The sequence below is a fragment of the Rhodococcus sp. p52 genome, assembly GCF_000763325.2.
In the GTDB taxonomy this organism is placed as follows: Bacteria; Actinomycetota; Actinomycetes; order Mycobacteriales; family Mycobacteriaceae; genus Rhodococcus; species Rhodococcus pyridinivorans.
Genome location: NZ_CP016819.1, coordinates 1975006 through 1992051, shown reverse-complemented (window position 1 = coordinate 1992051; position 17046 = coordinate 1975006). Strand labels below are relative to the sequence as shown.

The following is a 17046-nucleotide window of genomic DNA, read 5'->3' as shown; positions in this document are numbered from 1 at the left end:
CGTCACCGCCCGCCTGCGAGATGGTCGCCGAACAGGTACTGGAAGATCGTCGGGTAGCGGATCCAGGCCTCCGTTGCGGGCTTGTAGGGCGTTTCACCGGTGTTCGTCACGACGAACGGCGCGTGACCGTCGCGGCGCGGGTCGAAGTTCGGCAGGCCCCAGCAGTTCGGTCCGCCGCTCGCGCCGACCACGGGCAGATCCTGGGCGTCGTTGTACGGCGTGGCACCACCCATGAAGCTCGTGCTCAGGGTCAGGGCCGCGTACTCGCCGGTGCCGGCCATCGGCTCGAACGCCACCCGGGCGTCGTTGAGGCCGACGATGAAGCAGGTCAGTTCGGGCGAGTACTCACCGAGCAGACCGGTGGTGTGGCTCAGACTGTCGAGTGCGGTGGTCAACTGTGCTTCGTTCTCCCCCAGGACGTCCCGTCCGGTGTTCGCGAGACCGGTGAGGTTCATGAGCAGCAGGTCGAGCTGCTGTTGTTCGTCGACGACGGTGTTGCCGACGTCGGTGGCGTTGCCGATCGTGGTCATGAGGTCGGGTGCCGTGTCGGCGTAGACGTCGGTGACCTGCGCGGCCGAGACGAGGTCGGCCTGCAGTTGCGGCAGCGACGGATTCATCTCGGCGAGATACGCATCGGCCTCGGACAGGGCGGCGCCGAGGGCGTCGCCGCGTCCGTTGAGCGCCTCCGACAACGCTCCGAGGGTGGCGTTGAGCTTCTCGGGCTGGATCTGGGCGAGCACGTCGGACAGGTGCTCGAAGACGGTGTTGAACTCGACGGTGACGTTGTCGGCCGCGATCACGGCGCCTTCCTGCATCGGCACGGAGGACGGATCGTCGGGGACGACGATGTCGACGAACTTGGCACCGAATACGGTGGTGGATTCGATCGCCACCCGCGCGTTCGACGGAATGAGTTGCATCTGCCCGGGTTGCATGTCGAGATGCAGGACCGCGCCGGCGGGGGTGTGCTCGATCGACGCCACGCGGCCCACCTCGACGCCGCGCATCTTCACCTTGGCGTCGGGCTCCATCACCAGACCGGAGCGGGGTGAGGTGACGGTGAGCGGGACCGTCGAGGTGAACCCACCGGCGAACATCGTCAGTGCCACCGCGACGATCGCGGCGAGGCCGCCCACGAGACCGAAGGCGGCGAGCTTCTTCTTCCACGAAGGAGTGTCCATGTCGCGCGCCCTATCCCGACAGGTTGAAGTTGCCGGTCGCGCCGTAGACGGCGAGCGAGATGAGCAGGGTGACGGTGACGACCGCGACGAGCGAGGCCCGCACCGCGTTGCCGACCGCGACACCCACACCGACGGGGCCGCCACCTGCGGTGAAGCCGTAGTAGGTGTGGATGAGCATCACGGCGATCGCCATCACGATGGCCTGGACGAACGACCACAGGATGTCGGTGGGTATCAGGAATGTCGTGAAGTAGTGGTCGTACACGCCGGCCGACTGGCCGTAGAGCACCACCGTCGCGAAACGACTGGCGACGAACGAGGCGATCACGGCGAGCGAGTACAGCGGGACGATCGCGATCATCCCGGCGAGCACGCGCGTGGACACCAGATACGGAATGGACGGGATCGCCATGGTCTCGAGCGCGTCGATCTCCTCGGAGACACGCATGGCGCCGAGCTGGGCGGTGGAGCCGGCGCCGATGGTGGCCGCCAGTCCGATACCGGCGATCGTCGGGGCCGCGATACGCACGTTGATGAAGGCCGCGAAGAAGCCGGTGAGCGCTTCGACGCCGATGTTGCCGAGGGAGCTGAAGCCCTGCACGGCGATGATGCCGCCGGTGAAGAGCGTCAGGAACCCGACGATCACGACGGTGCCACCGATGACGGCGAGTGCGCCGGTGCCCATGCTGATCTCGGCGACCAGACGGACCGTCTCCTTGGGGTAGTGCATCAGCGCCCGGGGGACCGTCGCGAGGGCGCGCCCGAAGAACAGCGCCTGCTCCCCCACTCGGTCCACCGTGGACGACGCACGTGACATGCGCCGAACCGCACGGGGGAAGCGCCAGGACATCACTGCCATGAAATCTCCGCTCCCCTCATCCCGCGGTCAGCTTGATGCCGACGGCCGTGACGAGGAGGTTGACCACGAACAGCGCCATGAACGCGAACACGACCGTCTGGTTGACGGCGTCGCCGACACTTTTCGCTCCACCTTTGACATTGAGACCGAGATAGGACGCGACCAGCCCCGCGATCATGCCGAACAGCCCCGCCTTGACCTGGGAGATCATCAGTTCTCCGAAGCCGGTGAGCAGGGTGATGCCGTTGATGAACGCGCCGGGGTTGACGTCCTGGAGGAAGACCGAGAAGGCGAACCCGCCGAGGATGCCGATCGTGCACACGAGACCGTTGAGCAGCAGGGCGACGACGGTGGACGCGAGCACCCGGGGCACGACGAGACGCTGGATCGGATCGATGCCGAGCACACGCATCGCGTCGATCTCCTCGCGGATGGTGCGCGCCGCGAGATCGGCGCAGATCGCGGTGGCACCGGCGCCGGCGACGATGAGCACGGTGACCATGGGACCGACCTGCGTCACCGCGCCGAGGGCCGCGCCCGCTCCACTGAGGTCGGCCGCGCCGATCTCCCGGAGCAGGATGTTGAGGGTGAAGCTCACCAGAACCGTGAACGGCACCGCGACGAGCACGGTGGGCACGAGCGAGACGCGTGCGACGAACCATGCCTGGTCGATGAACTCGCGCCGTTGGAAGGGGCGACGGAAGGCCGCCCGGGCGGTCTCGCCGGTCATGGCGAACAGTCCGCCGACGGCCCGTAAGGGAACCTCGAGGAGGTCTACCATCGTGTACCCCCTTCGATCCTCACGTCGTCGGCGCGCGGCCGATCGATGGCGTGTGCTGTGACCCGGGTCATAGTAACTAGAACGTGTTCACCTGTCAAAGATCCGTCGAGGGGCATCTCGATCCATTTCCGTCCGAACGGACACACGGGCGTCGACCGACGCGCATCGACACGCTCATAAGTGGTTTTACCCTGGGATTTCGGTGAGATTCTCGACGCCGGGCCCGAGCTCGATCACCTCGGCACGAGAGGCCGTCACGGCCCGATCGGGTCGTCGCAGGAGGGGAAAAAATTAGAACACGTACCAGGCCAAAACGCGGGGCCGGACGAGAGCCGGAGGAACGGCCCGAGTGGGCGTGACGCTACCGGAACCCCGGTGTCCGTCACCCGTAGTTGCAGGATCCCGGCCCGGAGACGAAGACACGGCATCCCCTGCTGTCCCCGAACAGGAACAGCAGGGGATGCCGGAACTACAGATCGAGTGCCGCCGAGGCCGAGAACGTCCGGCCCGGGTCACGATCGGCGAAGTAACCGCCGAGCTCGTCGGCGAGCGCGGCGGGGGGCCACTGCCCGTCGGCGTCGAAACGCTGTTCGACGACCGGTGCGGCCATCAGGGCCACCATGGGTCCGTAGACGATGAAGACCTGCCCGTTGACGCGATCGGCCGCCGGGGAGGCGAGATAGGCGACCAGATTCGCGACGTGGTCGGGCGAGAGCGGATCGATGCCGTCGTCCGGCGCGTCGCCGAAGACCGCTTCGGTCATCGACGTGCGCGCGCGGGGGCAGATCACGTTCGCCCGGACCCCGTACCGCTCGAGACCACGAGCGGCCGAGAGGGTGAGTGCGGTGATTCCGGCCTTGGCGGCGCCGTAGTTGGGCTGCCCGGGCGGACCGAGCAGACCGGCCTCCGAGGACGTGTTGACCAGGCGCCCGTAGACCGGTCCACCCTCCTGCTTCGACCGGTCGCGCCAGTAGGCCGCGGCATTGCGGGAGAGTAGGAAGTGACCGCGCAGGTGCACGGCGACCACCGAGTCCCATTCGTCATCGGACATGTTGGGCAGCATCCGATCCCGCGTGATGCCCGCATTGTTGACGACGATGTCGAGACCGCCGAACTTGCCCTGCGCCGCGGCGAGCATCGCATCGGCCGTCTCACGCTCGGCGACGCTGCCGGGCACGAACTCCGCCTCGGCACCGAGATCGCGGATCCGCGCGAGGGTGGCCTCCACCGCGTCGTTCTCCACGAGATCGTTGACCACCACCGATGCTCCGGCCCGCGCGAGCGCGAGCGCCTCGGCACGTCCGAGACCCGCTCCGGCTCCCGTGACGACGGCGACCCGTCCTTCGAGAGACACCCGATCGTCGTTCTCCACGCCACCGTTGGCGTCCGCACTCATCCACGTACTCCTCGAGATTCGGGCCGATTGCCGGCCGTACGCCGGTACTCTCCCCACCAGGACCCGGGGGCACCGAAAATGTAGAACTTGTTATTTTTCCTGACAAGGGCCGGGGCCGGTCACCGTCCGGCGCTCACGCCTCGGCGAGCGCCGCACGCGGGCACTGGGCGACGGCCTCGCGGACGGCGTCCTCACTACCCTCGGGTACGGGATGCGTGACGATCAGCTCGTCGTCGTCGTTGAGATCGAAGACGTCGGGCGCCAGCCCGACACACACGCCGTTCGCTTCGCAGCGGTCGAAGTCGACCTTGACATCCATTCCGGGACCTCGTTTCACATTCGCGCCGACCGATCGCGTCCAGACTAGAACGCGTTCCAATTCTGTGCAATGATTCGCGATGATCCCACAGAGACGATTCGCGGGGACACGCAGCGACGAAACGGAGCGTTCGTGGACATCTCCTACACCCCTGGGCAACAAGCCCTCCGCGAGGAATTGCGGGCCTATTTCGCACAGATCATGACACCCGAGCGCCGCGAGGCGCTCGCGGCCACGACCGGGGAGTACGGCTCCGGCAACGTGTACCGCGAGGGCGTGCAGCAGATGGGCAAGGACGGCTGGCTCACTCTCGGGTGGCCCGAGGAGTACGGCGGTCAGAACCGTTCCGCGATGGACCAATTGATCTTCACCGACGAGGCGGCCATCGCCGGCGCGCCCGTGCCGTTCCTCACCATCGACTCGGTCGCGCCGACGATCATGCACTACGGCACGGACGAGCAGAAGGAGTTCTTCCTCCCCCGCATCTCCGCGGGCGAACTGCACTTCTCGATCGGCTACTCCGAACCCGGCGCCGGTACCGACCTCGCCTCCCTGCGCACCACCGCGGTGCGCGACGGCGACGAGTGGGTCATCAACGGGCAGAAGATGTGGACGAGCCTGATCGCCTACGCCGACTACGTCTGGCTCGCCGCGCGCACCAACCCGGATGTCAAGAAGCACAAGGGGATCAGCGTCTTCATCGTGCCGACCGACGCTCCGGGCTTCTCGTACACCCCCGTGCACACGATGGCCGGCCCCGACACGAGCGCCACCTACTACCAGGACGTGCGTGTCCCGGCGTCCGCGCTCGTCGGTGAGGTCGACGGCGGGTGGGCGCTCATCACCAATCAGCTCAACCACGAGCGGGTCGCGCTCACCTCCGCCGGTCCCGTGCGCACCGCGCTGACCGAGGTCCGGCGCTGGGCGCAGGAGACGCATCTGCCCGACGGGCGACGGGTGATCGACCAGGAATGGGTGCAGATCAATCTGGCACGCGTCCACGCCGAGGCCGAATACCTGCAGCTGATGAACTGGGACATCGCCTCGAGCGCCGGCACCACCCCGCTCGGCTCGGAGGCCGCCTCCGCCAACAAGGTGTTCGGAACCGAATTCGCGACCGAGGCCTACCGGTTGCTCATGGAGGTCCTCGGCCCCGCGGCGACAGTGCGGCAGAACTCGGCCGGCGCACTGCTCCGCGGCCGGATCGAACGCATGCACCGCAGTTCCCTCATCCTCACCTTCGGTGGCGGCACCAACGAGGTCCAGCGCGACATCATCGCGATGACCGCTCTCGGCCAGCCGCCCGCCAAGCGTTAGAAAAGGACGCGCACGTGGACTTCACCCTTACCGAGGCCCAGCAGGATCTCGCAGAACTGACCCGCAGCATCGTCGCGGACATCGTCACCAACGAGCATCTGCGCACACTCGACGCCTCCGAGGACCGCATCGACCGCACCCTGTGGGACACGCTCGCATCGTCGGGCGTGCTCGGCGCCGCTCTTCCCGAGTCGCTGGGCGGAGACGGTTACGGCCCGCTCGAGCAGGCGAGCATCCTGCGCGAACTCGGCCGCGGCGTCGCGGCCGTCCCGTACATCGGCTCGATCGCCGCGTGCGCGTCGGCGATCGCGGAGTTCGGCGCCGCCGAGCAGCAGGCCGAGTGGGGACGCCCTGCGGCGACCGGCGAGCAGATCCTCTCCGCCGCGCTCGCCGAGGAACTGAACCCCGATCCCACGACCCCGGCGACCCGGGCGCAGGCCACGGGCGACGGTCACGTGCTCGACGGCGTGAAGATCGTCGTCGACTCGGCGCCGGTCGCCGACGGTTTCCTCGTCCCGGCCACCATCGGCGACTCGGTGTCGGTCTTCCTCGTGCGACCCGACGATCCGGGTGTCTCGATCACCCGTCAGCAGACCACCGACTTCGACAGTCGCGGCATCGTCACCCTCGAGCAGGTCGCGCTCCCGGCCGATCGTGTCCTCGGCACCGACGGCCTCGCCGTGGCGACGTGGTTGCGCGACCGCAGCCTGCTCGGCTCCGCCGCCTACCAGTGCGGCGTCCTCGAGCAGGCGCTCGAGCTCACCGCGCAGTACGCGCGCGAACGCGTCCAGTTCGACCGCCCGATCGGCAGTTTCCAGGCCGTCTCCCAGCGACTCGCCGACGCCTATATCGACGTCAAGGCGGTGCGTCTGACGTTGTGGCAGGCCGCCTTCCGCATGGTTTCGGGTGAGCGTCACGACGACGCCCTGCGCACCGCGGCCTTCTGGGCTGCCGATGCGGGACACCGTGTCGCGCACACCACCGTGCACGTGCACGGCGGTGTCGGACTCGACGAGGACCATCCGGTGCACCGCTACTTCCTCGCGGCCAAGCACCACGAGTTCCTGCTCGGCTCCGCCACCGACCAGTTGCGCGCGCTCGGACGCGAACTCGCCGACGTCCCGGCCTGATCGCATGACCGCCTTCACCGTCACCGAACTGCTCGAACGACTCGCCGACGTCGACGATCGAGGACTGCGCTTCGAGGAGACCGAACTGTCCTGGCGCGAACACGTCGCACAGTCCCGGCGACGCGCCGCATTGCTGCGCGACCTGCTCGACGGCCCGGCACCGAAGCACATCGGGATCCTCATGGACAACGTCCCGGAGTTTTCGTTGCTGCTCGGCGCCGCGGCCTTCTCCGGTTCGGTGGTGGTGGGCCTGAACACGACCCGGCGCGGTGCGGCGCTCGCCCGCGACATCGCGCTCGCCGACTGCCGGGTCGTGTTCACCGAGGCCGCACATGCGTCCCTGCTCGACGGTGTGGATCTCGGCGACGTGCGGGTGATCGACGTCGACTCCCCCGAGTGGACGGCGATGCTCGCCCCGTTCGCCGGCACGGTCGTGGAGACTGCCGCGCATTCCCCCGACGACCTGTTCATGCTGATCTTCACGTCGGGCACGAGCGGCGACCCGAAGGCCGTGCGGTGCACGCACCGCAAGTTCACCGATCCCGCGACGATGCTCGCCACGCGGTTCGGTCTCGGCTCCGACGACACCGTGTACGTGTCGATGCCCCTGTTCCACTCCAACGCGATGATCGCCGGCTGGTCGATCGGACTCGCCGCGCGCGGCAGCATCGCCCTGCGTCGCCGGTTCTCGGCGTCGGGTTTCCTCCCCGACGTCCGCCGTTACGGTGTGACCTTCGCGAACTACGTCGGCAAACCACTGTCGTACATCGTGGCGACTCCCGAGCAGCCCGACGACCACGACAACCCGCTGCGCATCATGTACGGCAACGAGGCGTCTGCCACCGCCGTCGCCGAGTTCACCCGCCGTTTCGGCGCGCGGGTGGTCGACGGCTTCGGCTCGACCGAGGGCGGCATCGCGATCGCCTCGGCTCCCGACGCCCCGGCCGGATCCCTCGGCAGACTTCCCGAGGGCATCGAGATCCTCGATCCCGAGACGGGGCAACGCTGCCCGGCAGCGGTGTTCGACGCGAACGGCAGGATCACCAACGCCGACGCCGCGACGGGCGAGCTCGTCAACGTGCGCGGTGCCGGTCTGTTCGACGGCTACTACAACAATCCCGAGGCCGACGCCGAACGCCTCCGCGACGGGCGCTATCACAGCGGCGACCTCGCCTACCAGGACGAGAACGGTTTCGTGTACTTCGCCGGGCGCAGTTCGGGCTGGCTCCGGGTGGACGGTGAGAATCTCGGTGCGGCGCCCATCGAGCGCATCCTGATGCGGTACGAGGGCTTCGCTCAGGTCGCGGTGTACGGGGTGCCCGATCGCAACGTCGGCGACCGGGTGATGGCCGCGGTGATCCCTGCGGCGGGGTCCGACTTCGACCCGGTCGCGTTCGCGCGTTTCCTCGATGCACAGACCGATCTCGGCCCCAAGCAGATGCCCGGTCTGATCCGTGTCTGCAGCGAGTTCCCCCGCACCGCGACCTTCAAGGTCCTGACCCGTTCTCTGGCCGCCGAACGCTGGTCCTGCAGCGATCCGGTGTGGCTTCGGGAACGTGGCGATTCCGAATTCCGGTTGTTGTCGGACGAACTGGTGCAGCTTCTCGAACCGGCCTCCCTCGGCACTTCTGCGCGATAGCGTCGTCGCCCCTCGGCCGACGCGCTCCCGCGCGTACAGTTGTGCCGCGACGGTGGTTGTTCGGCGACAAGTCCGGAAGGACTTCCGTCGCCGTCGAGTCGAGTGACGGGCGGGACCGATGGACACCGACGGGTCATCCGGAGGGGCGGAGCGCACGCCGGACGGCAGATATGTGGTGGTGAACGGGCGGCGCTGGCGTGCCACCGATCCCACGATTCCTGAACCGTTGCAAAAGCAACTCGTGGCGGAGTTGATGCGCGCTCGGCGTCTCGTGAAGAGCGACGGCGACTCCGCACGGCACCGCGTCCAGGACGCGAAGGTCGCGCTCGGTGAACGCGGGCATCCGTGGTGGGAACCACGCGACGAGTATGCGGATCGTGAACGGCTGGCGGCCACGATCTGCGCGCTGCTCCGGGAACGGGATCCGTCCACCATCTGTCCCAGCGACGCCGCGCGGGTCGCGGGTGGCGACTCGTGGCGCGACCTCATGGACGCCGCACGCTCGGTGGCCGCCGAACTCGAACGCAGCGGCCACGTGGTGATCACGCAGAAGGGCGAGCCGGTGGACATGGAGACGGCACGAGGCCCGATCCGGATTGCACCCGGACCGAACCTCGAGCACCCTCGTCCCTCCCGGTGAGACGAATCCGAGCGGATCAGACGCTCGCGGCCTCGTTCAGCTTCTCCAGCGTGCCGGTCGCCTCGAGGTACTCCTGCACCCAGCGTTCGATGACCGCGGAGGTCTTGTCGACCTTCGTGAACTGCCCGACGACCTGACCGACGGGGTTGAACGCGACGTCGACCGACTCGTCGGGGTACTTGTGAGTGGCGGCGACGGCCATGACGGCCATGCCGGAGACCATGTACTGCAACGGCATTTCGAGGGGCTTCGGGTTGCCCTCCTGCTCCCACGCCTCAGTCCAGTCGTTGCGGAGCATGCGGCAGGGCTTGCCTGTGAACGAGCGGCTGCGGACGGTGTCGCGGCTGCTCGCCTTGATGTAGGCCTCCTGCTGCACCGGGGTGTTCTCGGCCTCCTCGACCATGAGCCACTGCGAACCGGTCCACGCACCCTGGGCGCCGAGCGCGAGCGCCGCGGCGATCTGCTGCCGCTGCCGATATCTCCGGCCGCCAGCACCGGGACCGGCGCGACCTCCTTGACGACCTGCGGCCACAACACGATCGAGCCGACCTCACCGCAGTGCCCGCCACCTTCGCCGCCCTGGGCGATGATGATGTCGACACCGGCGTCGGCGTGCTTGCGGGCCTGCTTCGGCGAACCGCACAGCGCCGCGACCTTGCGACCGGCTTTGTGGATGTGCTCGATCATGTCGGCCGGCGGGGTGCCGAGTGCGTTGGCGATGAGCGTGACCTTCGGATGCTGCAGCGCCACCTCCACCTGCGGGGTGACCTTGCGCGGAAGGTACGCAACAACGGACGAAGGCTCGCAACACCGGTAGTGACTGCCGACGTTGCGAGCCTTCGCCTCGCGTTGCGTACCTCAGATGATTCCGCGCTCGCGCAGTTCCTTCTGCTCGATGTCGCTCAGTCCGAGGATCTCGCCGTAGACCGCCGCGTTGTCGTATCCCGCGACGGGCGGGCCGGCACGACGCACCGAACCCGGCGTCCCGGTGAGCGTCGGCACCACACCGGGGCCGAGTACGTCTGCGCCGGTGCGCTCGTCGTGATGCGGAACGATCATGTCCCGTGCCCGGAACTGCGGATCGGCGACGACCTCCGCGACGGTGTTCACCGGCCCGGACACCACACCCGACGACGACAGGTGCGCCAGCAGGTCGTCGAGCGTCCACGTCGCCGCCCACTCGCCGATGAGGGCGTCGAGCTCGTCCTGGTTCACGCCGCGCGCGAGGTGGTCGGCGAAGCGCGGGTCGTCGGCGAGCTCGGGGCGCTCCATCGCCGCGCACAGGCGACGGAAGACGGTGTCCTGGTTGGCGGCGATGACGATCCACATGTCGTCGGACGTCCGGTACAGGTTCGACGGGGCGATGCCCTCGAGCCGGGTGCCGGAGGGGCCGCGGACGACGCCTGCGACGTCGTAGTCGGGGATCACCGATTCCTGGATCGCGAGGCACGCCTCGGTGAGCGCCACGTCGACGACCTGCCCGCGTCCGGTCCGTTCGCGGCCGAGCAGCGCGGCGAGGACGCCCTGCACGGCGAACATCCCGGCGAGGGAGTCGCCCAGGGAGAGCGCGAGTCGCGGGGGCGCCTGCCCGGGATAGCCGTTCAGGTGCCGCAGACCGCTCTCAGCCTCGGCCACGGACGCGTAGCCGGCCTGCCCGGCCTTGGGACCGGTCTGCCCGTATCCGGAGACGCGAGCCAGCACGATGCCCGGATTGATCTCGGAGAGCAGGTCGTAGCCGAGCCCCCACTTCTCGAGCGTGCCGGGACGGAAGTTCTCGACCACCACGTCGGACTCGGCGACGAGACGCCGGAACAGTTCCTGCCCGTCGGGCGCCCGGAGATCGAGGGTGACGCAGCGCTTGTTGCGCGCGTGCACCGTCCAGAAGAAGCGATGCCCGTCCCGCTCGCCCTGCCCCCAGGTGCGGAGCGGGTCGGGCCGCTTCGGGTCCTCGATCTTGATGACGTCGGCGCCCATGTCGCCGAGCAGGCGTCCTGCATACGGCCCGGCGATCAGGGTGCCCAGTTCGAGCACCCTGATGTCCGCGAGCGCTCCGGTTGCCTGCGACTCGGCCTGTGTCACTGCGTCTTCCGTCCTCTGCTCGGTAACCGAGGTGAACGGCCTCCTCCTCGGTGAACGCTTCGAGTCCGCTGCGGTGCGGTTCACGACCGGTACCGCTCGCGTCACGTCCACCCCAGGGTAGTGCCGGATCGGGCACACCTCAGCCATCGACCCCCACCCGCGACCGCCGCTGCCCCCTGTCCGGCGACACCCCGGCCGACGCAGATCCCGGAAAGGGACGATGCCCGGGGCGGATCACTCCCCCCCGGGCACCTGCCACCCCACCACTGTGGTCCTATCGCGCCTCGTTCAGCCGATCGACGGCCTCGTCGTAGCCCCGCACGAGGTCGGCCATGATCTCCGCGACGGGACGGATCTCGTTCATCCGCCCCACCACCTGCCCGACCGGCATCGCGACGGCCTCGGGGTCATCGGCCGCCGACATGCGCTGATGCGCCTCGCTCACCAGGATGTTCTGTAGCGGCATCGGCAGCGGTTCGGGCGCACCGGGTTTCGACCACGCCTCCGTCCACTTGGTCTTGAGCAGACGCGCGGGCTTTCCCGAATAGATCCGCGACCGCACGGTGTCGGACGAGCTCGCTCCGAGCAACGCGCGCTGGATCGACGATGGACCGTGCGCGGCCGCCCCGAGCTTGTACTCCGAGGTGGTGAGCCAGTACGAACCCATCCACACACCGGAGGCGCCGAGGGCCAGCGCCGCCGCGACCTGCCGTCCCGATCCCACACCACCGGCGGCGAGCACTGCCGCGGAATCGCCGAGCGCATCGACGATTTCGGGCCACAGCACCATCGATGCGATCTCACCCGTGTGCCCGCCGGCCTCGTAGCCCTGCGCGATCACGATGTCGACACCGTTCTCGACGTGCCGCTTCGCGTGCTCGACCGCACCCGCGAGTGCCGCGACCGGCACTCCCTTCTCGTGCGCGAGGTCGATGACGTCCTTCGGCGGCGACCCCAGGGCGTTGGCGATCAGGGCGGGCCGGTGTGCGAGTGCCACGTCGACGTGCGAACGCGCGACCGAATGCAGCCAGCCCAGAACACCGCTCGCCTTGCCGACGTCGTCGGACAGCGGCGGCACACCGAGTTCTTCGAGCGTGCGGTTGACGAAGGCACGGTGTTCGGCGGGGATCAGTTTGTCGAGGTCCACCGCGGTGCCTTCGGTGGGCACCTTGGCGGGCATCACGATGTCGACGCCGTACGGTTTGCCGTCGGTGTTCTCGTCCATCCAGGTCAGGACGGCGTCGAGTTCCTCCGGGTCGTTGAACCGCACACACCCGAGGACACCGAGTCCACCCGCGCGGCTGATCGCCGCCGCGACGTGTTCGGAAGGCGTGAATCCGAAGATCGGATACTCGATACCGAACTTCTTGTTGAGGCCGGTCTGCATGCGTCCTTCTATCCCGTCGCCGCGGCGCCGTTGCCGTCGCCGTTGTTGTAGACCTCGTCGGCCGGACGCAATCCGGTCTGGTCCTTGGCCCACCGGTAGTCGGGCTTGCCGGCCGGCGACCGCTTGATCTCGTCGACGAACCACACCGCGCGCGGCACCTTGTACCCTGCGATCTTCGACCGTGCCGTCGTCATGAGTTCGTCGAGCGTCGTCTGCTCGCCCTCGCGCAGGGCGACGACGGCGCAGACCCGCTCGCCGAAGCGCTCGTCCGGCACACCGACCACCAGGGCGTCGAAGACCGCCGGGTGCTGCTTGAGTGCGCCCTCGACCTCTTCGGGGTAGACCTTCTCGCCGCCGCTGTTGATCGAGACCGAACCGCGGCCGAGCATTGTGACGGTGCCGTCACCCTCGACGCGCGCGTAGTCACCGGGGATCGAGTAGCGGATCCCGTTGTACTCGCGGAAGGTCGCCTTGGTCTTGGCTTCGTCCTTGTAGTAGCCGAGCGGGATGTTGCCGGTGCGCGCGACCATGCCGACCTTTCCGGAACCCGGTTCGATCGGGTTGCCGTCGTCGTCGAGGACGGTGGTCGACTCGTCGATCTTCACCGTGGGGCCGCCGCCGAGGGTCTTGCCCTTCTCGGCGATGCCGATGCCACCGAAGCCGGTCTCGGACGAGCCGATGGAGTCGGTGATGATCTTGCCGGGCAGCAGGTCGAGGAAACGGTCCTTGATGGACGGGGAGAACAGGGCCGCACTCGATGCCATGGCGAACAGGGTCGAGAGGTCGTAGGGCTGACCGGTTGCCGGGTTGCCCTCCTCCAGTGCGTCGAGCATGGGGCGGGCCATGGCGTCGCCGGTGATGAAGATGACGTTGACCTTGTGGTCGTCGATGATGCGCCACACCTCGTGGCCCGAGAACTCGGGGTGCATGACGACCTTGCCGCCGCTGAACAACGACTGGAACAGCGCCCACTGGGCGCCACCGTGGATCATCGGCGGGATGGGATAGCGCACGAGACCGGGATTCTCGGCGCCCTCCTTCGCCAGCTGCCATTCGTCCTTGACCCATTCCCCGGTCATGAAGTTGATACCGCCGCCGAGGACGCGCCACACGTCCTCGTGACGCCACATCACGCCCTTGGGGTGACCGGTGGTGCCGCCGGTGTAGAGCATGTAGATGTCGTCGGCGCTGCGGTCTTCGAAGTCGCGTTCCGGGTTGCTCTGCGCCAGTGCCGCTTCGTATTCGATGCCGCTATAGGCCGAGAAGTCGACGTCGGTGCCGTCCTCGACCACCACGACGGTCTTCACCAGCGGAGTGTTCGGCAGGACGTTCGCGACCTTGTCGGAGTAGCGACGTTCGTGGACGAGCGCGACCATGTCGGAGTTGTCGAAGATGTACTGCAACTCGTTCTCGACATAGCGGTAGTTGACGTTGATCATGATCGCGCGGATCTTGAAGACCGCGATCATCGCCTCTACCGCCTCGATGGTGTTGCGCGAGTAGATGCCGACCTTGTCGCCCGGCTTCACACCTTGTTCGCGCAGGTAATGAGCAAGTCGGTTGGCTCGTTCCTCCAGCTGTGCGTAGGTGACCTCACGTCCGTCCGAGGCCAGCGCGACGCGCTCGGGAACGAGGTCGATTGCGTGTTCGACGAGGTCTGCGATGTTTAGGGCCACGCTGACAAAAGTAGAACGTGTTACCGTTTCTGACAAGACCTGAATATGATCCAGTTCACAATCCTGCGAGGAGTCCCGCCAGTGTCCGCTACCGAAGCCCCCGGCGCAGCCGATTCGGACATTTCGTCCCGCGCACCGCATTGCCTCGTCGAGCAACGCGGCCACGTTCTGATCGTCACTCTCAACCGCCCCGAGGCACGAAATGCGCTGTCCGGCGAAATGATGGCGATCATGAACGAGGCCTGGGATCGCGTCGACAACGATCCCGAGATCCGCGTCGCGATCCTCACCGGCGCCGGTGGAGCGTTCTGCGCGGGTGCCGATCTCAAGGCCATGAATGCAGCGCCTCCCGGAGACAAGTTCGAGCAGGGCGAGCGGAGCAACGGCGGTGGGTGGGATCTCAGTCGGCTCCCCGCACTACTGAAGGGCCGCCGTCTGACGAAGCCACTCATCGCGGCCGTCGAGGGTGCCGCCATCGCCGGTGGCACCGAGATCCTGCAGGGCACCGACATCCGTGTCGCCGGCGAGAGCGCGAAATTCGGCGTCTCCGAAGCGAAGTGGGGATTGTTCCCGCTCGGCGGATCCGCCGTGCGCCTCGTCCGGCAGATCCCGTACACGATCGCCGCCGACATCCTGCTCACGGGCCGCCACATCAAGGCCGCCGAGGCCAAGGAGATCGGGCTCATCGGCTACGTCGTCCCCGACGGCACCGCACTCGACAAGGCCCTCGAGATCGCCGAGACGATCGCGAACAACGGCCCGGTCGCCGTGCAGGCCATCCTCCGGACCATCCGCGACGCGGAAGGTCTGCACGAGGAGGAGGCGTTCCGGATCGACGCCGAACTGGGCGCCGCCGTCTTCAAGAGCGCCGACGCCAAGGAGGGGCCGCGGGCGTTCGCGGAGAAGCGTGCCCCGAAGTTCTCGGGTTCCTGACCTGCGCCACTGTGGACCGCACTCCCACCCGTGAGAGCACGGTCACAACCATCTCCTTAGCTCTGCTACATTGTCGGCCGTGATCCAGACCACAAGATCACAGTGTTCGTCGAGGCGATGTCGAGGCAATGAGGAGCCCCCATGTATCCAGGAGTCCACGCCCGGACCGCCCCGGACAAACTCGCCGTCGTCCTGGCCGACAGTGGCCGGAGCCTGACCTACCGCGAACTCGACGACCGGTCAGCGGCGCTCGCCCGAGTGCTGCACGATGCCGGGCTCCGCCCCGGCGACGTCGTCGCCCTCCTCACCGACAACCGGCCGGAGGCATTCGAGGTGTTCTGGGCCGCAATGCGGTCCGGGCTGTACATCACGGCGGTCAACAGCCACCTCACCGCCGGCGAGGTGGCGTACATCGTCGAGGACAGCGGCGCGAAGGCCCTGATCGTCTCGACGACGCTGGGTGAGCTTTCCGAACAGGTCGGCGAGAAGGTCACGATCGGTTCCGCGCGACTCGCGTTCGGCGGCGCCGTGCGCGGTTTCGAGTCGTACGAGGACGCCCTCGCCGGGGCCGGTCCGCGGCTCGAGGAGGAACCGTGCGGCGCCATCATGCTGTACTCGTCCGGAACCACGGGCTTCCCCAAGGGAATCCAGCCGGATCTCCCGGAACGTCGCGTCGACGAACCCGGTGAGCCGCTGGTGACGGTGGCGCAGTTCCTCTTCGGCCTCACCGACTCCGACGTCTACTACTCCCCCGCCCCGATCTATCACGCAGCGCCTCTGCGCTGGGGTGGGGCGATCCACGCGCTCGGCGGCACGGTGGTCCTGGCCGAGAAGTTCGACGCCGAGACCGCGCTCCGGCACATCGAGGAGCACAAGATCACCGCCGGGCAGATGGTGCCGACGATGTTCGTCCGCATGCTCAAGCTCGACGACGAGATCCGTGCCCGCCACGACCTGTCGAGTCTGCGCGTGCTCGTCCACGCCGCCGCGCCGTGCCCGCCGGAGGTCAAGCGGTCGATGATCGACTGGCTCGGACCGGTGATCTACGAGTACTACAGCTCCACCGAGGCCAACGGGATCACGTTCATCAACAGCCAGGAATGGCTCGAACACCCGGGTTCGGTCGGCAAGAGCGTGCTCGGGCCCGCACACATCTGCGACGAGGAAGGGCGGGAACTCCCGGCCGGTGAGGTGGGGACCATCTACCTCGAGTACGAGAAGGTTCCGTTCTCGTACCACAACGATCCCGAGAAGACCGCGGCGTCGCAGCATCCCGAGCATCCCACATGGACCACGGTCGGCGACCTCGGTTACCTCGACGAGGACGGTTATCTGTATCTGACCGACCGCAAGTCGTTCACGATCATCTCCGGCGGAGTGAACATCTATCCGCAGGAGATCGAGAACGTGCTCGCCCTGCACCCGGCCGTCGAGGACGTCGCCGTCATCGGCGTACCCCATCCGGAGATGGGCGAGGAGGTCAAGGCCGTCGTGCAGGTGTCGTCCGGTGCCACCACATCACCCGATCTCGCCGACGACCTCATCGCGTACGTCCGCGAGCGGGTCGCCCACTTCAAGGTGCCGCGGTCGGTGGACTTCGTCGACGAACTGCCCCGCACCCCCACGGGCAAGCTGGTGAAGGGCAAGCTGAAGGCGGCCTACGCCTCCTGACGCCACACGCGGCGGGCGGAAGCCGTCCTCACGGAACG

The 17046-nt window shown here is 67.7% G+C and carries 14 protein-coding genes and 1 pseudogene; 6 read left to right on the top strand and 9 right to left on the bottom strand.

Annotated features, from left to right (window positions below; translation table 11 throughout):
• Positions 1-2 precede the first annotated feature (2 nt).
• The 5 genes from IM25_RS09245 to IM25_RS09225 form a co-directional block, all read right to left on the bottom strand.
• Positions 3-1181, bottom strand: a complete 1179-nt coding sequence (locus tag IM25_RS09245) for an MCE family protein (protein WP_016692408.1) — start codon at positions 1179-1181, stop codon at positions 3-5.
• 10 nt (positions 1182-1191) lie between these two features.
• The gene (locus IM25_RS09240; protein ID WP_026061170.1) at positions 1192-2040 is read right to left on the bottom strand and encodes an MlaE family ABC transporter permease; all 849 of its coding nucleotides are present in this window, start codon (positions 2038-2040) and stop codon (positions 1192-1194) included.
• A gap of 16 nt (positions 2041-2056) precedes the next feature.
• A complete protein-coding gene (locus tag IM25_RS09235) occupies positions 2057-2821 on the bottom strand; it encodes an MlaE family ABC transporter permease (RefSeq protein WP_006551898.1) in 765 nt (254 codons plus the stop codon).
• Positions 2822-3290: 469 nt separating this feature from the next.
• On the bottom strand, positions 3291-4217 hold the full coding sequence (locus IM25_RS09230; protein WP_065995980.1) for a 3-oxoacyl-ACP reductase: 927 nt from the start codon (positions 4215-4217) through the stop codon (positions 3291-3293).
• A gap of 133 nt (positions 4218-4350) precedes the next feature.
• Complete coding sequence (locus IM25_RS09225; RefSeq protein ID WP_016692405.1) at positions 4351-4536, bottom strand: ferredoxin; 186 nt, start codon at positions 4534-4536, stop codon at positions 4351-4353.
• A 132-nt stretch (positions 4537-4668) separates the two neighbouring features.
• On the opposite strand from IM25_RS09225, the gene IM25_RS09220 reads away from it, so the two are divergent.
• The 4 genes from IM25_RS09220 to IM25_RS09205 all read left to right on the top strand — a co-directional run bounded on the left by IM25_RS09220 (position 4669) and on the right by IM25_RS09205 (position 9262).
• Positions 4669-5853, top strand: a complete 1185-nt coding sequence (locus IM25_RS09220; RefSeq protein WP_065995979.1) for an acyl-CoA dehydrogenase family protein — start codon at positions 4669-4671, stop codon at positions 5851-5853.
• Positions 5854-5867: 14 nt separating this feature from the next.
• Positions 5868-6983 carry an acyl-CoA dehydrogenase family protein gene (locus tag IM25_RS09215; RefSeq protein ID WP_033096868.1) on the top strand — a complete coding sequence of 372 codons (1116 nt, stop codon included), beginning with the start codon at positions 5868-5870 and terminating at the stop codon, positions 6981-6983.
• A 4-nt stretch (positions 6984-6987) separates the two neighbouring features.
• Positions 6988-8622, top strand: a complete 1635-nt coding sequence (locus IM25_RS09210) for a long-chain-fatty-acid--CoA ligase (RefSeq protein ID WP_033096869.1) — start codon at positions 6988-6990, stop codon at positions 8620-8622.
• A 118-nt stretch (positions 8623-8740) separates the two neighbouring features.
• The gene (locus IM25_RS09205; protein ID WP_033096870.1) at positions 8741-9262 is read left to right on the top strand and encodes a DUF3253 domain-containing protein; all 522 of its coding nucleotides are present in this window, start codon (positions 8741-8743) and stop codon (positions 9260-9262) included.
• 16 nt (positions 9263-9278) lie between these two features.
• Here the strand turns inward: IM25_RS09205 and IM25_RS09200 are convergent.
• The 4 genes and pseudogenes from IM25_RS09200 to IM25_RS09185 all read right to left on the bottom strand — a co-directional run.
• Positions 9279-10027, bottom strand: a pseudogene (locus IM25_RS09200) (NAD(P)H-dependent flavin oxidoreductase); the annotation flags it as partial.
• 93 nt (positions 10028-10120) lie between these two features.
• Positions 10121-11341 carry a CaiB/BaiF CoA transferase family protein gene (locus IM25_RS09195; protein ID WP_033096871.1) on the bottom strand — a complete coding sequence of 407 codons (1221 nt, stop codon included), beginning with the start codon at positions 11339-11341 and terminating at the stop codon, positions 10121-10123.
• Between the two features lie 274 nt (positions 11342-11615).
• Positions 11616-12728 (bottom strand): NAD(P)H-dependent flavin oxidoreductase, encoded by a 1113-nt coding sequence (locus tag IM25_RS09190; RefSeq protein ID WP_019290098.1) that lies wholly within the window; start codon positions 12726-12728, stop codon positions 11616-11618.
• Between the two features lie 8 nt (positions 12729-12736).
• Positions 12737-14404: an acyl-CoA synthetase gene (locus IM25_RS09185; RefSeq protein ID WP_019290099.1), complete on the bottom strand. Its 1668-nt coding sequence runs from the start codon at positions 14402-14404 to the stop codon at positions 12737-12739.
• Positions 14405-14449: 45 nt separating this feature from the next.
• Between IM25_RS09185 and IM25_RS09180 the strand changes: the two genes are divergently transcribed.
• Positions 14450-15337 (top strand): crotonase/enoyl-CoA hydratase family protein, encoded by an 888-nt coding sequence (locus IM25_RS09180; protein WP_232333431.1) that lies wholly within the window; start codon positions 14450-14452, stop codon positions 15335-15337.
• Between the two features lie 141 nt (positions 15338-15478).
• A complete protein-coding gene (locus IM25_RS09175) occupies positions 15479-17008 on the top strand; it encodes an AMP-binding protein (protein WP_006551910.1) in 1530 nt (509 codons plus the stop codon).
• Positions 17009-17046 lie beyond the last annotated feature (38 nt).